Raw genomic sequence first — 17,362 nt, forward strand, 5'->3', positions numbered from 1 at the left:
GCTGCGCCGTTCCGCGCAGGCCGCAGGACCGGTCGCCGCAGGGCCCGGGCCCGCATGGTCAAGAACTCTTAAACCCGCCGCATTTACGGTGCCGTACCGGGCCCGACCGGAAGGGGACGCCGCGCGGGCGGCATCGGCCGGGCGAGGCCCAGGGAACAGACGGGACGCATGGCGAACGGACGCGGACGGGCCGGCCGAGGGGAGCCGAACTTCGACGTGCCGGAGGGGCGCGCCGCGGTTCCGGGCGATCTCGACCTGCGCCTGTCCCGCGAGGATCGCCCGGGAGGCGGCGTGGCTAAGCGCGGGACCACAGCACAGGATCAGCGCGGGCGGGCGAGCGCCCCGGCCTCGCGCGGCGGCAACGGGCGCCGGGCGCCGGCCTCGCGCGGCAGCAGGCCGGCCAGGCGCCGCGGATCCGTCCTCGGGCGCCTCGCCTATGCCGGCATCGTCGTCGGGCTCTGGGCGGTGATCGGGCTCGCGGGCCTCATCGCCTACCACGCCTCGCAATTGCCGCCGATCGACCAGCTCAGCGTTCCCAAGCGCCCGCCGAACATCGCGATCCTGGCGAGCGACGGCTCGCTGCTCGCCAATCGCGGCGAGACGGGCGGCCGCGTCGTGAGCATCAAGGAACTGCCGCCCTATCTGCCGCGCGCCTTCGTGGCGATCGAGGACCGGCGCTTCTACAGCCACATGGGCGTCGACCCCGTCGGCATCGCCCGCGCGGTCGCGCAGAACCTGACCCGCCGCGGCGTCGCGCAGGGCGGCTCGACGCTGACGCAGCAACTCGCCAAGAACCTGTTCCTGACGCCCGAGCGCTCGGCCTCGCGCAAGATCCAGGAAGCGATCCTGGCGCTCTGGCTCGAGCACAAGTACACGAAGGACGAAATCCTCGAACTCTACCTGAACAGGGTCTATTTCGGCGCCGGCGCCTACGGCGTCGAGGCGGCCGCCCAGCGCTACTTCGGCAAGCCCGCCAAGAACGTCAGCCTCGCCGAGGCCGCGATGCTCGGCGGCCTCGTCCAGGCGCCGTCCCGGCTCGCCCCGAACCGCAACCTGGCCGCGGCCCAGGCGCGCGCCGCGCAGGTCGTCGCCGCCATGCAGGATCTCGGCTTCATCAAGCCCCAGGACGCGAAGGTTGCGCTCGCCCAGCCGGCGCGGCCGGCGGGCAGCCGCGGTGGCGGCTCGGCGAACTACGTCGCCGACCTCGTCATGGACGTGCTCGACGATTTCGTGCCGAAATTCGACGCCGACGTCGTGGTGCAGACGACCGTCGACACGAGCCTGCAGGCCACCGCCGAGAAGGCGCTCGTCGACGAGCTCAACGCCAAGGGCGGCCGCTACAATGTCGGCCAGGGCGCCCTCGTCTCGATGCGGCCTGACGGCGCGATCCGGGCCCTGATCGGCGGACGCGACTACGCGCAGAGCCAGTTCAACCGCGCCACAACCGCGAAGCGTCAGCCGGGCTCCTCCTTCAAGCCCTTCGTCTACCTTGCCGCGGTGGAGCGGGGCGCGACGCCCGACACCGTGCGGGAGGACGCGCCGATCCGAATCGGCAACTGGCAGCCCGAGAACTATTCGCACCAGTACGAGGGCGCGGTCACCCTGCGCACGGCGCTCGCGCTCTCGCTCAACACGGTGGCGGTGCGGCTCGGCCAGGAGGTCGGTCCGAAGGCCGTGGTGCAGACGGCCCAGCGCCTCGGGATCACCTCGCCGCTGCAGGCCAACGGCTCGATCGCGCTGGGCACCTCCGAGGTGACGCCGCTCGAGATGGTGGGCGCCTACGGGGCCTTCGCCAATGGCGGTACCGGCGTGATCCCCTACGTGATCGCGAGCGTGAAGAGCGCGGACGGCAAGATCCTGTACAAGCGCGGCGAGGGCGGCCTCGGGCGCGTCATCGACCCGAACGCCGTCGGCATGATGAACGCCATGATGCACGAGACCTTCGTGATCGGCACCGCCAAGAAGGGCGACATCCCGGGCTGGGACCTCGCGGGCAAGACCGGGACCAGCCAGGATTTCCGCGATGCCTGGTTCATCGGCTACTCGGGCAATCTCGTCACGGGGATCTGGCTCGGCAACGACGACGGCGAACCGACCAAGAAGGCGTCCGGCGGCAACCTCCCCGTCGAGATCTGGAAGACCTACATGAGCGTGGCCCTCAAGGGCCAGACGCCGGCGCCGCTGCCCGGCCTCAACCGCTGGCGCAAGGCGCCGGAGACGACCGCCTCGGTGGCGAGCACGGGCGGCAATCCCGGCGGCCTCCTCGGCACGCTGCTCGGCGAGCCGCAGCCCGCCCCGGCGCCGCGCGCCCAGGCCAACCCGCGCGCGCAGGGACCGACCCAGGACGACCGCAACTTCCTCGAGAAGCTGTTCGGGATCGGCGAGTAGCCGCGCTGCGCCGGCCTCTCCCGCCACCCGCATTTGCGTTCCGTTGAGGATAGCCGGCGATAAGTCTCCGTTAAGCCTGCCTGGTAGGTATCGCCTCATCCCTGTGAGCCAAAAAGGCTCGAGGCTTGGCTGAGCCGGGAGGGCGACGGTGGTCTCGAAATGGTTTCGCACCGCGTCGTGCCACCTGCAGGATCGCGCCTCGCGGCTCATCGCCTGCCTGGGTCTCGGCGTGACGGCCGGTCTCTGCACGCTGGGCGTGTACCTGATCGGCGACATGCGCGACGCGGCCTGGCGGCAGGCCGAGCGGAACGCCACGAACCTGCTCACGCTGATCGAGCAGAGCGTCGCGCGCAGCGTCGAGATGTACGATCTCTCGCTGCGGGCCACCGCGGCGCGGGCGCAACGCCCGGACGTCGCGGCGCTCGATCCTGAGTTGCGCGACTTCGCCCTGTTCGACAGCTCCGCGAGGGCGACCGGCCTCGGCGCGATCCTGGTCGTCGATGCGGGCGGCCGCCTGCGCGCCGCCTCCGATCCGCTCGTCGCCCACGACCTTTCGCTGACCGACCTCCCGGCCCTGCAGTCCCTGAGGCGGGACAAGGCGGCCGGTCTCGTGATCAACGGCCCGCTGCAATGCAAGGTGACGGGCCGCCCCGTGATGACCCTCAACCACAGGATCGAGAATCCGGACGGGTCCTTCGGGGGCATGGTCACGGGCGCGATCGAGCTCGCCTATTTCCAGGATCTCTTCGCCAAGCTGCATATCGGGGAGGGCGGGGCCATCAACCTGTTCCAGGCCGACGGCACGCTGATCTTGCGCGAGCCCTTCGTGCCCGGCAATGTCGTCCGCAGCATCGCGGGCGGGAGCACCCATCGCCGCTTCACCGCAAGCCGGCGCGGGAGCTTCGTCGAGAATTCCGCTATTGACGGCGCCCAGCGCCTCTACGCCTTCGCGCAGCTCGACGGGATGCCGCTCATCGTCGACGTCGCGATCGGGGCGGACAGCATCCGGGCGATCTGGGTGCCCAAGGCCGTGATGGTCGGTGCGCTGATCCTCGGGCTCTGCCTCGCGACTTTGGGCCTCACCGTGCTCCTCCAGCGCGAGGTCGTCCGCCGCGCCGCGCGCGAAGCCTCATCGCGGGCGGCCAATGCGGAGCTTGCCACCCTCGCGCTGACCGACAGCCTCACGGGCCTGCCGAACCGGCGCCGGTACGACGAGGTCATCGCCCGCGAGTGGCGCCGGGCCAGCAGAACCTGGGCGCCGCTGTCGCTGCTCGTGCTCGATACCGACCACTTCAAGCATTTCAACGACCATTTCGGGCACCAGCACGGCGACACGGTGCTGCGTGCGGTGGCAGGCTGTCTGAAGGGCCTGCTCGACCCGGTCGACGCCATCGCCTGCCGGATCGGCGGCGAGGAATTCGGCATCGTCCTGCCGGGCGCCACCGCCGCCGAGGCCCGGGGCGTGGCCGAGCGCGTCCGGCGGGCCGTGGTCGGCCTGCAGATCCCCCATGCTCCCGAGGTCGGAGGCGTCGTCACCGTGAGCATCGGCGTGGCCCACGTCGTGCCGGGCGCGCAGGACACGCCGGAGGCTCTCTTCGCGGAAGCCGACACCGCCCTCTACGAAGCGAAGCGCAGCGGCCGCAACCGCGTCCGCCTGATCGAGACCGTCACGCCCGAGGCGCCGAGCGCGATCCGCGCCTGACGCGGGCGCGCCTCACCACGCCCGTGCGGGAGAGGCCGGTCCGCGGAACGCGGACCGGGCGACGGGCCGCCCTGGCCGGATGGACCTGACCCTCGCCCTGTCCTCTCCCGCACGGGCCTGCAGGTACATGCATCGCGGCGCGGCTTTCCTCCCCGGCCTATCCCGGGCCTGCCCGGGATAGGCGCCTCCCCGCAAGCGGGAGCGGGCACGCTGTGCGGTACCGTGGCCGGGCGGCCAGCCGGGATCCGCGCTCACAGCATCGGTAGCATCCTCGGCCGCGGGCCGCGCGGGAATTCGGCGTCGATCGCGGTGATCTCCGCGTCGCTGAGCACGAGGTCGCCGGCATCCGCATTCGCGACCGCCCGATCGGGCCGGACTGTCTTCGGGAGCGTGAAGGTGTTCTCGAACCGCGTCAGGAAGGCGAGCGCGACCCCGTAGGCCGTGGTGCCGTGCGCCTGCGCGATCCGCGCGAGGAGGGCGCCGCCGGCGCTGTTGGGATCGGGGAAATCGCCGCTGCCGAACGGCGAGTAGCCGACGAGCGCCACTCCGTTGCGCGCGCACCACGGCATGACGGCGTGCTCGATCGCGCGCTCGCCGAGATGGTAGAGGACCTGGTTGCAGGCGATCCGGTAGGGACCGGCGATCCGTAGCGCCCGCTCGAGGTCGTCGACGTCGAAGTTGCTGAGGCCCCAGGTCAGGATCTTCCCGTCGCGCCGCAGGTCCTCGAAGCCCGCGATCGTCTCCTCCAGTGGGTGTTGGCCCGGCCAGTGCAGCAGGTAGCAGTCGAGCCGGTCGGTGTTCAGGCGGCGCAGCGACTGCTCGCAGGCCCGCGCGACCCCGCGACGGCTGGCGTTGCCGGGCACCACCTTCGAGACGAGGAACACCTCCTCGCGCAAGCCCGCCGTCGCCTCGCCGACGATGGCCTCGCCGACGATGGCCTCGGCCTCCCCGTACATCTCGGCCGTGTCGATATGGGTCATCCCGGCATCGATCCCGGCCCGCAGGGTCGCGATCGCCTCCCGCCGGTCGGCCGCATCGATGCGCCAGGTTCCCTGCCCGATGACGGACACCCTGCTCCCGGTGGAACCGAAGGCGCGTACCCTCATGCCTGTCTCCGCGTCTCGTTGGGCCGGCGCGGGGCGGCGAACCGCCGGGCGGCCGGCATCGGGCACGGTTCCGCGATCGAGTCGCGGTATCGCCCGCGCCTTATTCGCGCCATCATGGGGGAATGAGCAATGGGGCGGTGCCAGAGGCGGCGCTGGACTTTAGACCAAGGACGCGCCGTGCCCACCGCCCCGATCCATCGACGCGCGGACCGGCCGGGCAGCCCCGCGCGGCTGGAGGTGCGCTGATGCTGCCGCAGCACCGCTGGTTCTGGATCCTGATCCTCGTCGCCTGCGGCGGAGCGGGGCTGCTCTACAACATCCTCTTCGCCGGCGGGGCGACGCCGCTCGCCGGGCTCACCTACGGGCTCGCTGTCGGCGCGGCCGGGCTCGCCTTCGACCGGGGCCTGATCCTGGCCGGGCTGCAGACCCGGATGCGGCGCCTGCCGGCCATGCTCTACGTTCCGGCGGCCGAGCTCGCCTACGTCCTGATGATCGCCATCGGCATCGCCTTCGGCGGACTCGTGGTCTGGACGCTCGGCCTCACCAACGACGACCTCGCGACGGCCGTCAAGATCACGCCGCGGGTGCTCGCCTACTCGCTCGCGGTCTCGGCGCTGCTCGTCTTCGTGGTCCGCATGCGCGACCTGATCGGCGGCGAGGTCTTCGTGAACTTCCTCGTCGGGCGCTACCACCAGCCCGTGCGCGAGGAGCGCATCTTCCTGTTCCTCGACGTGGTCGGCTCGACGGCCTTCGCGGAGACGCACGGCGACCTGCGCGCGCAGGCCTACCTGAGCGCCGTGTTCGCGACGCTCGCCGAGCCGGTGCGGCGCAATGCCGGCTCCACGGACGATTATATCGGCGACCTCGCCATGATCACTTGGCCGATGGCCCGCGGCCTGAAGGACGCGCGCTGCGTGGCCTGCGTCTTCGACGTCCTCGACCGGATCGAGGCCGAGGCCGAGGCGTGGCAGGCCCGTTTCGGCACCGTGCCGCGCCTGCGCGCGGCGCTCCACGGCGGCTCGGTGGTGACGGCGGAGGTCGGCGTCGACCGTCACAAGATCGCGTATTTTGGGGATGCCGTGAACGTGACGTCGCGGATCGAGGCGCTCTGCCGCCCGCTCCAGACCGAGATCCTGATCTCGCAGGATCTCCTCGCGCGCCTGCCGGCGCTGCCGCCCGGAATCACGGCCCGGTCCCTCGGCGCCCACACGGTGCGCGGACGCGGCCAGCCGCTTTCCGTGGCGACGCTCGAGCGGACGGCGCCGGCCGCGCCCGAGGCGGGTCCCACCGACGAGGCCGTGCCGTCCCGCGTCGCGGCGGGCCGGCGCTGATGGCGGCCGCGTCGTCGGGCCCGGACCGGGCGAGGAGCCCCCGGACCTGGCGCACGCCGCTGAGGCTCGCCCTGCGCTTCGGGCTGCCGCTGGTCGGCATCGCGGTGGCGGGCGGGGCCGTCGTCGACTCGATCGGTGGCGACATCAGCCGCGCCCGCTTCGCCCTCGCAATCCTCCTCGTCGCGCTGAGCGTCTCGGCGCGGCTCGTGCCCGGGCGCTGAATGGGCATCACCATCTACATCGACGCCGATGCCTGCCCGGTGAAGGACGAGACCTACCGGGTCGCCGCCCGCTACGGGCTGCACGTCTTCGTGGTGGCGAACAGCGTCCTCAACGTGCCGCGCGAGCCCTGGATCGAGCGGGTCATCGTCGGCGACCGGCTTGACGCGGCCGACGACTGGATCGCCGAGCGCGCCGGTCCCGGCTCCATCGTGATCACGGCGGACGTGCCGCTGGCGAGCCGCTGCGTGAAGGCCGGGGCCAGCGTCATCGCGCCGAGCGGCAAGGCCTTCACCGACGCCTCCATCGGCATGGCGCTCGCGACCCGGAACCTGATGCAGGACCTGCGCGAGGCCGGAGCGGTCACGGGCGGGCCGAGGCCCTTCTCCGCCCGGGACCGGTCGGAGTTCCTCGGCGCCCTCGATCGCGCCGTGAACCGGCTGCGGCGCGCCGGCGCGGGCTGATCAGGCGCCGATCAGGCGCTTCAGCGCGTCGTTGATCCGGTCCTGCCAGCCGGGCCCGTCCTTCTGGAAGTACTCCAGCACCGCGCTGTCGAGACGCAGCGTCACGCTCTCGCGCGCGCCCGGCGCGGCGACCGGCGGCTTCGGAGCGGGAGCGGGAGCCGGCGCGACGGGCTTCGTCGTCGCGGCCTTGAAGGCGGCCTCGGCCGCCTGTCGCGCGTCGCCGGTGCGGCGGGTTCGATCGTAGACCATCGTTGCCTCTCAGCTGCGCTTGCGCTTCCGGGGTGCGGGCGGGGGCGCTGCGGCCCGCGCCTCCGCGTCGGCCGCTTCCTTGGCGAGGCGCAGCGCCCGCAGCCGCGCCGTCCGCTCGTCCACGGCCTTGATCGCCGCGAGATGTTCCGCCATGGCCTGAGCCCCCTCCTTGGCCATGCGCTCGGCTCGCTCCGCGCGCTCCTCGGCGCGGGCCCGGGTGTCGCTGTCCTGGCTCATCGTGGTCCTTTCTCGCTGCCCCGGCCCGCGCGGCCGGCCGTCGATGCGCGGCGCATCGGGCGCGGCCAGTGGGCGGGCGAGGGCAAGCCCGGCCGGCTCGGGGAGGGAGGGGTGAGCGGCCGACGGCGTGTTCCACAGGCCCGTCACGCGCATCGCTCCGGGCTGGATCCCATCGGTGTAGCACGCCTCTCCGCCGGAAGGCGAATGCGGCTGCGCCGTCCCCGTCAGAACCGGGCGATCAGCACGATGCCGGCGGCCATGAGCGCCGCACCGGCGAGGCGCTGGCCGCCGGCGCGGTGCCTCGGCATGCCGATCCAGCCGAAATGATCGAGCGCGAGCGAGGTCAGGAGGTTCGCGGTGATCAGGAGGCCGTTGAAGGGCCCGGCCCCGATCGTGTCGACGAACAGGAGGCCGCCGAACACCGCGACCGCGCCGGCGAGGCCGCCGAGCGGCGCCCACCACGGCATCCGCGCGAGGTCGTCCCGCGTCGGCAGCGGCGTCGGGCGGATCGCCAGCATGGCGAGGAACACGAACACGATCGGCAGGAACGAGACCGTCGCGGCCAGCCACGGGTTGATGAATGCGGCGCGCAGCTGCGCGTTCATGGTGACGCCGATCGCCTGCAGCGCGCCGGCCGCGAGGACGAAGGGATAGAGGAGCCGCCCGTTCACGGCGCGGCCTCCCGGGTCGCGTCCGGGTTCCGCGAGCGCGCGATCAGCACGATGCCGCCGACCATCAGAGCGCCGCCGAGCCAGGGCAGCGGCTTGAAGCCGCCCGCCTGCATGCCGAACAGCCCGAGGGCATCGATCGCGAGCGAGGTCAGGATGTTGGCGGTGATCAGGAGGCCGTTGAACGGCCCGGCGCCGACCTTGTCCACGAGGGCCAGGCCGCCGAACACCGCGACCGCGCCGGCGAGGCCGCCGAGCGGCGCCCACCACGGCATCCGCGCGAGGTCGTCGAGGCCGGGCAGCGGCGTCGGCATGACGAGGAACAGCGTCGTGAAGGCGAACACGATCAGCGCGAACGAGATCGTTGCGGCGAGCCACGGATTGACCACGACGCCGCGTAGGCGCGCGTTCATGGAATTGCCGGCGGCCTGGAGCGCGCCCGCCACGAGGATGAAGGGATAGAGCAGGATCGGATTCACGGCGGGCGGCCTCCGGGGAGCCAAGGGGAGCCAAGGTCTTGGGGCGGAATCTCAGGGGACCAGGAGAAGTCCGGCGAGCGCCAGGACCAGCGCCGGCGGCGTCACCAGGATTCCGAGCTTGAGGAAGCGCCAGGCGCCGACGTCCTCGCCCTCGCGGCGGATCGCCGTGAGCCACAGGATGGTGGCGAGCGAGCCGGTGACGGAGAGGTTCGGCCCGAGGTCGACGCCGATCAGGATGGCGCCCGCGATCGTCCGGGACACGTCCGCGGCCTGCACGGCGGCGCCGGCCAGGAGCCCGGCCGGGAGGTTGTTCACGAGGTTGGTGACGACCGCCACCAGGATCCCGCCGCCCCAGGCGGTCGCCTCCGGCGCACCGGCCGCGGATTGCCGGAGCAGGTCGGCGAGCATCCTCAGGACGCCGGTCTTCTCCAGCGCCTCGACGAGGACGAACAGGCCCGCCACCAGCGGCAGCACGCCCCAGGAGATGTCGCTCACCACCTCGACGAGCCCGCCGCGCTTGAGCGCCAGGACCACGAGGCTGGTGGCGAGGCCGGCCAGGAAGGTCGGCAGGCCGAGCTCGAGCCCGGCAGCGGACGCCGCGAGCAGGACGCCCGCGGTCGCCACGATCCCGAGGCCCGCGACCTTGCCGGTGCCCGACAGCGACGTCGTCACGGGGTCGGTCTCGATCTCCTGGCCCGCGAGCGCCCGGCTCTGTGTCCAGCGCAGCACCGCGTAGGTGGCGAGGATCGCGAGCGCCGAGGGCAGCGCGAAGGTGGCGAGCCAGCGGCCTAGCGGCGGCATGTGCTCCGCGAAGACCACGAGGTTCGCCGGGTTCGAGATCGGCAGCACGAAGCTCGCCGCATTGGCGATGAAGGCGCAGATGAAGAGGTAGGGCAGGGGCTCCGCCCGCGTGGCCTTGGCGGCGGCGTAGACGGCGGGTGTCAGCACCACCGCGCAGGCGTCGTTCGACAGGAACACCGTCACGAGGGTGCCGACGAGGTAGACGAGGGTGAAGAGCCGCGTCGCCGAGCCCTTCGCATGCCGCACCGCGACCTGGGCGAGCCAGTCGAACAGCCCCTCCTTCCGGGCGACCTCGGCGAGCAGCATCATGCCGATCAGGAACAGGTAGACGTCGGTTCCCTTGCGGACGCCGTCGAGGGCCGCGCCGACCGGCAGCAGGCCGAGCGCGACGAGGGCGGCCGCGCCGAGCACGGCCCAGATCGCCTCCGGCCAGGAGAACGGGCGCACGATCACCCCGAGGGTGGCGATGACGGCGATGCCCCAGGTGGCGAGGTTCGGAGTGAGGGTGAGCGCGCCCATGGCGTGTCTGAGGCCTTTCTCGTCGATTACCAGTGCCGCCCGTTGCGGTTCGGCCCGAGCTGATCCCCGCGCAGGCCCTTCTGCAGCCAGCGGCCGAGGCTGAAGGCGTCGCTGCCGGGCGGGCCGCGGCGTCCGGGCGGCACCCAGTCCGGTCCGGCCGGCTCGATCACGTCGGTGTCGACGCCGCGCGGGCTCTCTCCGTCCCAGGCGGGCAGGGCGGCCCGGACGCTGAGCGTGCGGCTGCCGGGGGGATAGGGAACGCTCGCCCCGTAGCAGCGGTCGGTGCCGGGCGGCGTCATCTCGGTCCAGGGGCCATCGTCGACCCGGCAGTGGACCGCGCTCGGCGGCTCGTCCGAGAGAACGAGCGCCCGCACCTCGAGGCGGCCGTCGTCGCGGCGCGGAGCCGTCGCGAGCCGCCGGTCGGCGGGGCTGGTGATCAGCACGAAGGGCCAGCCCTGGTCGAGGGGCTTGAAGCGCCAGCTCGCGGCGTCGCCCTCGATTGCCGCGACCGCGTAGCCGACCGAGCCGTCCTCGTTCTGACCCACCGACCGGGCGGCGGCGTAGAGGCTGACGCCGTCATGGGCGAGCTCGTTGTAATGGGTGTGGCCCATCTCGACGAGCTGCACGCGACCGGCCCGGAACAAGCCCGCCGTGTCGGCCCGCTCCGCGGGCAGGCTCAGGTCGTCCGGATAGGTGTGCATGAAGACCGCGCAGGGGCGCACCGGGTCGCCCTCGACATTGAGGGTGGCGCGGACCTCGCGCGCGAGCCACTCGGCCTGGGCCCAGCCGAGCCGGAAATCGAGGCCCCTCCCGGCCTCGCCGTAGCCGGCGCTGCAGAGGTCCAGGAAGAGGCAGCGGACGCCCGCGATGTCCTCGGCGTAGTAATACTGCTCCGGCAGCGGGCGGCGCGGCGGCTCGTCCCTGGCGGCGGCGACGCGCTCCTCGCCCATCACGTCCCGGAACAGCGCGGCGAAGGCCTCCAGGCTGCCGTGCTGGCGATCGTGGTCACCGGCGATGAGGCGGATCCGATCGAGCGGCGCCCGCTCCAGCGCGCGCCGCAGCACGTCGTACTGATCCGCGCGGCCGTCCTCCGCGATGTCGCCCGGGAGGTAGAGGATATCGACGAGGGCCCCGGGCGACGGATGCAGGGAGCGGAGCTGGTCGAAGATCGCGTCGAGGTCGCGCGCGTTCTGAGCGTCCGCGACGGTCAGGTGGAGGTCGCCGACATGCACGAAGACGAAGGGCCGCGGCAGATCGGCCGAGGCATCGGGCTGGAGATAGGGCATCGCTGGCCTCGGGCGGTGCGGGAGCGGAACGGGGCGGAGCTCGGCGTCAGGCCGTCGCCGCCGCCGGAAGCGGCCCGGATCCGCCCGTCTCCGCGCCGGGCGCCGTCGCGCCGCGCGTCTCGGGCATCAGCAGGAGGTAGCCCGCGAAGGCCACGGCCGCGATCCCCGCGAGGGACAGGAAGGCGACCGAGAATCCGGCCGCCACGATGATCAGCCCGGCGAGCGACGCGCTGAAGGAGGCGCCGATCCCCTGCGCGGTGGCGACCGCCCCCTGCGCGACGTTGAAGCGGCCGGTGCCGCGCGTGAGGTCGGCCACCACGATGGGGAACAGGGCGCCGTAGACGCCGGCCCCGATTCCGTCGAGCAGCTGCACGCCGACGAGCCAGAACGGATTGTCGGACAGCGTGTAGAGCACGCCGCGGATCGCCAGCACGCCGAAGGCCGCGAGGAAGATGGGCTTGCGCCCGATCGTGTCGGCCTTCGCCCCGACGAACACGGCGACCGGCACCATCACGCATTGCGCGGCCACGATGCAGACGGCGATCAGCGACGTCGCGTGATCCTTGCCCGAGATCTTGGTGAGGAGCTGCCCGACCGAGGGGAGCATCGCGGCGTTGGCGAGGTGGAACAGCGCGCAGAGCACCGCGAAGACGAGGAGCGTCCGGTTCTGCAGGAGCGCGGCGATGCCGGAGGGCTGCTCGTCGGACTTCGTCTCGCTGTGCTCCAGCCCGCGCGCGAGATCGTCGTCGATCGCCTCGGCCGGGATCATCAGCATGGCGCAGATCGAGAAAGCGGCCAGGACCGCCATCAGCCAGAACACGACGATCGGCCCGAAGAAGAACGCGGTCGATCCCGCCACCGCCGCCGAGACTGCGTTGCCGGCGTGGTTGAAGCCCTCGTTTCGGCCGATGCGCTTCGAGAACAGCTTCGGCCCAACCACCCCGAGGGTGATGGCAGCCAGTGCCGGCGGGAAGATCGCGCCCGCGATCCCGGCCAGCGATTGCGTGGCGGCGACGAGATAGAAGTTCGCGATGAAGGGCAGGATCAGGCAGCTCAGCGTCACCGCCAGCGCTGCCGCGATCACGATGAGGCGCTTCTGCCGGCTCCGGTCGATCAGGGCGCCCGCGGGCGTCTGGGCGACCAGCCCGGCGATGCCGGAGAGCGTGATGACGAGGCCGATCGTCGCCTCGTTCCAGCCCTGTTCCGGTCCGCGCACGGCGAGGAGGTAGATGGCAAGGTAGGGACCAAGCCCGTCCCGCACGTCCGCCAGGAAGAAGTTGAGGGCGTCGAGCCCGCGCAGCGAGCGCGCGGACGGGGTGCGCGCCGTCGCCGTCCCTTTTGTCGTGACCATCCCCGGCATGGCATGTCCTCGAAACGTCGCGGAGGATGGCGCGGCGTAACGGCCGAGCCCCGATCGACGCCTGCGCAATCGAGGCGGAGATCGAATCGTTCCGGGCACAGGATTAACAGTTTCGTGAAGACGTGCTTGCACGAAACCGATCAATACAAGTACAGCGTGTGTACTGTCCTCAGCGGCCCGGGCTGAACCGCATCGGTACGGTGACGGACAGGCTCGACACGGTGACGCCGGCCGGCGCGGCGGGCAGCGTCCCGCGCACGGCCGCGAGGGCGGCCGAGTCGATCGCCCCGATCCCGCTGCTGCCCGCGAGGCCCGCGCTCAGGACCTGGCCCGACCGGGCCACGGTGAAGCGCACCGTCGCGACGCCGCCGCCGGTGCCGGCCGCCGCGTTCCGGTTCATGCGGCCGTGGATGGCGGAACTGAGCGCGCCCTGCCATTGCCGGAGCGCGTTCGGATCGTTGCCGGCGGCCGCGGATCCGCCGGCGCTCTGCCGCGAGGCCGAAGCGGAGTTGCTGGCGTCGCGGCCCGCGCGCGCCGTCGCCGCCGCCCGGGCCTTCGCCTCGCGGGCGGCCTTCTCCTTGGCCTCCTGGGCGGCCTCGCGCCGCTCCTCCAGGAGTTCCTTGCGGCGTTCCTCGGCTTCCGCCTTGCGCTTCGCGTCGCGGATCGCCTTGAGGCGTGCCTCGCGCTCGGCCGCGACCTTGGCGGGGTCGGGCTTGGGCTTCGTCTCCTCGATCGGCTTCGGCTCGGGCGCCTGGGCCACGAGAGGCGGCGGCGGCGCCAGCGGCTCGGCCTGTTCCGCCGTCGAGGTGATGACCTGGCTCTCGGGCTCGACCGCCACGGCGTCGGGCGGCGGCGGCGCGACGGCCTCGGGCGGCTTCACGGCGACCGCCTCCTCGGGCACCATCTCGGCAGCCTCCGGCGGCTTCACCGCCTCGACCGGGTTCGGCGGCTCGACCGTCGAGGCCTCCGGCGGGGCGACCTGCGCCTCCTCCACCTGCGACGGGGCCTGCGTGTCGGCCTCGGTCATCTGCGGCGCCAGGTCGATCGAGATCGTGTTCTCTCCCGGAGGTGCGGGCGGCGTCAGGCGATAGAACGCGATGCCGACGAGCGCCGCGAGATGCAGCGCCAGGGCGGCCAGGAAGGCGGCGGCGAGGCCGGACGGCCCGCGCCCGGAATCACCGGTCGAGACGAAGGTGCTCATCGGTCTACTGTGCTGCCCCGCGGCTCGGGGCGGGTGCCGGGGAGGCGGGGGCGGCGGCTCCGCCGGGCGATTGCGCGATCAGCGACACCTTGGTGAAGCCGGCCTGCCCGACGAGGCCCATGACCTCCATGATCTTGCCGTAGGGCACGTCGCGGTCGCCGCGCACCAGCATCACCTGGGTCGGATCCTCGGCGGCGAGCGCGCGCAGGCGCGGCATCAGCGTCTCGGGCGTGAAGATCTCCTTGGCGATCGAGGGATTGCCGTCCTTGTCGATCGTGACCTCGAGCGGCTTCTTGGCCTGCGCGACCTTGGCGGCCGTGGTCTTGGGAAGCTGCACCGGCACGCCGGTCGTCATCAGGGGCGCGGCCACCATGAAGATGATGAGCAGCACCAGCATCACGTCCACCATCGGCGTGACGTTGATCTCCGACATCGGGGTCGTGTCGAGACCGTCCTCGTCGTCGCCGCTCGCGCGGATCGAACCCATGGCCATCGTCTGCCCTCCGGGGCTCCGGCGACGGACGCTGCCGGGCGCCGCCGCGATGTCTCTTCGCCGCCGGAGCCTCGCGAGCCCGGCGGACATCGTGCTGAAAGGGTCGGGCCGCGCAGCCCCGGCCGCGCGGAGGGCGCCCCGCTACTCGGCGGCGGCGGCGCGTCCGTGCGCGGAGCGGTCGCGGGCGAGGCGGTTGCCCAGCACGCCGATGCAGGAGACGAACGCGCCCTGGATGCGCCCGACGTCGTTCGTGAGCTTGTTGTAGGCCATGACGGCCGGGATCGCGACGACGAGGCCGATCGCGGTGGCGAAGAGCGCCTCGGCGATGCCCGGCGCCACCACCGCGAGCGACGTGTCCTGGCTCTTCGCGATGGACGAGAACGAGTTCATGATGCCCCAGACTGTGCCGAACAGGCCGACGAAGGGGGCCGTCGAGCCTGCCGTCGCGAGCAGCGCGAGGCCGCCCTGCAGGCGCTTGATCTCCAGGCCGAGCGCGGCCCGCATGGCGCGCTCGATGCGGTCGCGACGCTCGGCGCGGGTCTCGGTCGGATCCTGGTCGCGCCAGGCGTCGAGCGCGGCGTTGACCACGTGGGAGGCGATGCCCTTGCGGTCCGTCTCCAGGGCGCCGCCGGAGCGCACCAGCGTCTCGAAGGCCCTGGCCTGACGCTTGGCGGCGGCGAGCCGGACGATCTTCTCGAACACGACGGTCCAGCAGGCCACCGAGGCGACGACCAGCAGGATCATCACGCCCTTCACGATCGGGTCGGCCTGCAGGAACAGGCCGAGGAACGAGAAATCGTGAACAACCTCTGCCGGCGCGGATGTCGGATCCATGACGGACTCCCCAATGCTCGTGTCTGGTGCGGACGGAAATGCCGCTTGCCGTCCGGTGCCGCGGGCGCCGGACGGATCGAATGGTGTCGGGCCTCAGCGGTCGAAGGGTACGCCGGCCTTGCTCTCGGTTTCCATGCGCTCGAGGCAGCCTTCGCGGCTGGCCTCGCCGCCCTCGCAGGCGAGCACGTCGTTCAGGAGGACGCGGCCGAGCTTCGGGCAGGCGATGCCGGCGAAGTCGAAGATCTTCACGCTCGTCTTCCTGTCGGGCAGGGGGCCGAGCTCGACGGCGACGCGCTTCTGCGCCACGCCCTCTTGGTCGAAGGCGAACAGGTCGACCTTGAGCGACTTGAGCGCCGGGCCGCGACTGTTGTCGACGAGGAGATAGGTGCGGCACGAGTCGCCGGCCGGCTCCAGGCGGTTGAGCTGGAGCTTGATCGGCACGCCCTTGGAGGCATCCGCCGGCGGCTTGTCATCCTGCGCGAGAACGGGCGCGGCGAGCGCGATCGACGCGCCGAGGCAGGCCGCCGCGATCGGGGCGAACCGTCCGATCCGGTTGCGGCGATGGAATGGCACACCCCGGCTCGGCACCTGCGCGTTCTCCCTGACCTGCTCCTTCACCTGTCCCATCCTCCCCATGCTCCCCCGGCGGGCGGCTTGTCCCGGCTCGAACCTAATGCAGCGCGGCTTCGGCCGGCCCCGCCGCGTCGACGAGGCGCAGAGCGGCCGTGTTCAACGTATCGGCCGCGTCTCGCACCGCCGCGACGAGCCGGGGCGCCTCGGCCCGGCCCGTGATCGCGGCCGCGTCGCGCCGCACCTCGTCCCAGAGGCGCCGGCGCCCGCGACCGATCAGCGCCACGAGGGCGCACTCGTTCGCCGTCACCCGGCAGCAGGTCGCCGGCATGAACTGCCAGTCGCCCTCCCGCTCCGCGCGGAGCGCCCGCACGATGCCGACGACCCCCGAGACCAGCCGGCCGCCCTCGGCAGCTCCGAGCAGGCGCTCGGCCCCGTCGAAGGCGGCGTCCCAGCAGGCCACGTCGCTCGTCAGGTAGCCGGAGGCGACGAACCGCGCGACCGAGAGCGCGAGCACATCCGCGTCATCGCCGCAGACCTCACCCACCTTCAGCATCCGTGCGTGCACGGACGGGATCGACGACGCGCTCATACGGCCTCCGGTCAAGCGCTGAGCCCACCGGACCGGCCCCGCTCGGCGGGACCCCGCATGACGCTTGCGGGCGGAAGTATCCCGGGTGCCACCCCTTGATCAAGGTCTGTGCTGAATATCAGAGGAATTCCAAACTGTTACTCTCCGATGCTGAAGCCTGGCCGCGCGCTCTTGCCGATTCGTCCCGGTCGATATTGCGGAATGCTCCCGTTCTCCCCGCATGACGCGACGGGCCGCCGGGCAGGGCGCGGCGCTGGACGCTGCTTCCCGGGGATGGCCGGTGCCGGCCACTTGATGGCCCTCGGGCCGGCCTCCATATCGGTGTTGCCGGCAGGCTCTGCCGGCCGGAGCGCTGCGTTCGCGGGCTCCAAACACGAAGTGCCTGTCTGCCTGACGCCGAGGGCTTCGCAAGGGACTCTGACCCGCCAATGACGCGTCCATCCCCGTTCGGACACCCGTTCCTGCTCGGCTTCGACGAGATCGAGCAGGCCCTCGACCGTGTGTCGAAGGCCGCCAACGACGGCTATCCGCCCTACAACATCGAGCGCCTGACGCGCACCGAGCAGGAGCCGGAGCGCCTGCGCATCACGCTCGCGGTGGCGGGCTTCACCCGCGACCAGCTCGACGTGATGCTGGAGGAGAACCAGCTCGTCGTGCGCGGCCGTCAGGTCGAGGAGCGCGAGCGGCAGTTCCTCCATCGCGGCATCGCCGCGCGCCAGTTCCAGCGCGCCTTCCTGCTCGCGGACGGCATGGAGGTGCTGGGCGCCGACCTCTCGAACGGCCTCCTCTCGATCGACCTCGCCCGGCCCGAGCCCGAGCGCGTCGTCCGCAAGATCGCCATCGCGTCCCGCGATTGAACACTG

General features: G+C 72.2%; 19 protein-coding genes. 6 read left to right on the forward strand and 13 right to left on the reverse strand.

Translation table 11 applies throughout. From position 1 onward, the window contains the following. Nucleotides 1–168: 168 nt before the first annotated feature. Both WDW90_RS07250 and WDW90_RS07255 read left to right on the forward strand, forming a co-directional pair. Nucleotides 169–2,388, forward strand: coding sequence for a transglycosylase domain-containing protein (locus WDW90_RS07250; RefSeq protein WP_336486672.1), 2,220 nt, complete (start codon nucleotides 169–171; stop codon nucleotides 2,386–2,388). A 148-nt stretch (nucleotides 2,389–2,536) separates the two neighbouring features. Then, nucleotides 2,537–4,090, forward strand: a complete 1,554-nt coding sequence (locus WDW90_RS07255) for a GGDEF domain-containing protein (protein WP_336486673.1) — start codon at nucleotides 2,537–2,539, stop codon at nucleotides 4,088–4,090. Between the two features lie 251 nt (nucleotides 4,091–4,341). Here WDW90_RS07255 and WDW90_RS07260 read toward each other — a convergent pair whose 3' ends face one another. Further along, nucleotides 4,342–5,196 (reverse strand): aldo/keto reductase, encoded by an 855-nt coding sequence (locus tag WDW90_RS07260; RefSeq protein ID WP_336486674.1) that lies wholly within the window; start codon nucleotides 5,194–5,196, stop codon nucleotides 4,342–4,344. 245 nt (nucleotides 5,197–5,441) lie between these two features. On the opposite strand from WDW90_RS07260, the gene WDW90_RS07265 reads away from it, so the two are divergent. Genes WDW90_RS07265 through WDW90_RS07275 form a run of 3 tightly spaced genes read left to right on the forward strand, consistent with a single transcriptional unit; the run spans nucleotide 5,442 to nucleotide 7,210 of the window. After that, nucleotides 5,442–6,527: an adenylate/guanylate cyclase domain-containing protein gene (locus WDW90_RS07265; protein ID WP_336486675.1), complete on the forward strand. Its 1,086-nt coding sequence runs from the start codon at nucleotides 5,442–5,444 to the stop codon at nucleotides 6,525–6,527. Further along, on the forward strand, nucleotides 6,527–6,748 hold the full coding sequence (locus WDW90_RS07270; RefSeq protein ID WP_336486676.1) for a hypothetical protein: 222 nt from the start codon (nucleotides 6,527–6,529) through the stop codon (nucleotides 6,746–6,748). The genes WDW90_RS07265 and WDW90_RS07270 overlap by 1 nt, the downstream gene beginning before the upstream one ends. Continuing rightward, nucleotides 6,749–7,210: a YaiI/YqxD family protein gene (locus WDW90_RS07275; protein WP_336486677.1), complete on the forward strand. Its 462-nt coding sequence runs from the start codon at nucleotides 6,749–6,751 to the stop codon at nucleotides 7,208–7,210. It begins immediately after the preceding gene. Here the strand turns inward: WDW90_RS07275 and WDW90_RS07280 are convergent, their stop codons facing one another. The 12 genes from WDW90_RS07280 to WDW90_RS07330 form a co-directional block, all read right to left on the reverse strand. Continuing rightward, on the reverse strand, nucleotides 7,211–7,459 hold the full coding sequence (locus WDW90_RS07280; protein ID WP_336486678.1) for a BrnA antitoxin family protein: 249 nt from the start codon (nucleotides 7,457–7,459) through the stop codon (nucleotides 7,211–7,213). It abuts the gene before it with no gap. A 9-nt stretch (nucleotides 7,460–7,468) separates the two neighbouring features. Then, a complete protein-coding gene (locus tag WDW90_RS07285) occupies nucleotides 7,469–7,843 on the reverse strand; it encodes a hypothetical protein (RefSeq protein WP_336486679.1) in 375 nt (124 codons plus the stop codon). Between the two features lie 77 nt (nucleotides 7,844–7,920). Further along, nucleotides 7,921–8,367: a DMT family transporter gene (locus WDW90_RS40690; RefSeq protein WP_431310993.1), complete on the reverse strand. Its 447-nt coding sequence runs from the start codon at nucleotides 8,365–8,367 to the stop codon at nucleotides 7,921–7,923. Continuing rightward, nucleotides 8,364–8,843 carry a DMT family transporter gene (locus WDW90_RS40695; RefSeq protein ID WP_431310994.1) on the reverse strand — a complete coding sequence of 160 codons (480 nt, stop codon included), beginning with the start codon at nucleotides 8,841–8,843 and terminating at the stop codon, nucleotides 8,364–8,366. Before WDW90_RS40695 ends, WDW90_RS40690 begins: the two co-directional genes overlap by 4 nt. A 51-nt stretch (nucleotides 8,844–8,894) precedes the next feature. Further along, nucleotides 8,895–10,163, reverse strand: coding sequence for an arsenic transporter (locus tag WDW90_RS07295; protein ID WP_336486680.1), 1,269 nt, complete (start codon nucleotides 10,161–10,163; stop codon nucleotides 8,895–8,897). Between the two features lie 26 nt (nucleotides 10,164–10,189). Further along, nucleotides 10,190–11,449, reverse strand: coding sequence for a metallophosphoesterase family protein (locus WDW90_RS07300; protein ID WP_336486681.1), 1,260 nt, complete (start codon nucleotides 11,447–11,449; stop codon nucleotides 10,190–10,192). Nucleotides 11,450–11,495: 46 nt separating this feature from the next. Continuing rightward, nucleotides 11,496–12,809, reverse strand: a complete 1,314-nt coding sequence (locus tag WDW90_RS07305; protein ID WP_336486682.1) for an MFS transporter — start codon at nucleotides 12,807–12,809, stop codon at nucleotides 11,496–11,498. Between the two features lie 169 nt (nucleotides 12,810–12,978). Further along, on the reverse strand, nucleotides 12,979–14,010 hold the full coding sequence (locus tag WDW90_RS07310) for an energy transducer TonB family protein (protein ID WP_336486683.1): 1,032 nt from the start codon (nucleotides 14,008–14,010) through the stop codon (nucleotides 12,979–12,981). Between the two features lie 4 nt (nucleotides 14,011–14,014). Next, nucleotides 14,015–14,503, reverse strand: coding sequence for a protein TolR (gene tolR, locus WDW90_RS07315; protein ID WP_336486684.1), 489 nt, complete (start codon nucleotides 14,501–14,503; stop codon nucleotides 14,015–14,017). Nucleotides 14,504–14,644: 141 nt separating this feature from the next. Continuing rightward, nucleotides 14,645–15,337, reverse strand: coding sequence for a MotA/TolQ/ExbB proton channel family protein (locus WDW90_RS07320; RefSeq protein WP_336486685.1), 693 nt, complete (start codon nucleotides 15,335–15,337; stop codon nucleotides 14,645–14,647). 93 nt (nucleotides 15,338–15,430) lie between these two features. Next, complete coding sequence (locus WDW90_RS07325; RefSeq protein WP_431310996.1) at nucleotides 15,431–15,925, reverse strand: Tat pathway signal protein; 495 nt, start codon at nucleotides 15,923–15,925, stop codon at nucleotides 15,431–15,433. 82 nt (nucleotides 15,926–16,007) lie between these two features. Beyond that, a complete protein-coding gene (locus WDW90_RS07330; protein WP_336486686.1) occupies nucleotides 16,008–16,499 on the reverse strand; it encodes a hypothetical protein in 492 nt (163 codons plus the stop codon). Nucleotides 16,500–16,927: 428 nt separating this feature from the next. Here WDW90_RS07330 and WDW90_RS07335 point away from each other — a divergent pair, with 428 nt between their 5' ends. After that, nucleotides 16,928–17,356 (forward strand): Hsp20 family protein, encoded by a 429-nt coding sequence (locus WDW90_RS07335; protein WP_336486688.1) that lies wholly within the window; start codon nucleotides 16,928–16,930, stop codon nucleotides 17,354–17,356. Nucleotides 17,357–17,362: the final 6 nt, after the last annotated feature.

The organism is Methylobacterium nigriterrae (assembly GCF_037106235.1).
Lineage (GTDB): Bacteria > Pseudomonadota > Alphaproteobacteria > Rhizobiales > Beijerinckiaceae > Methylobacterium > Methylobacterium nigriterrae.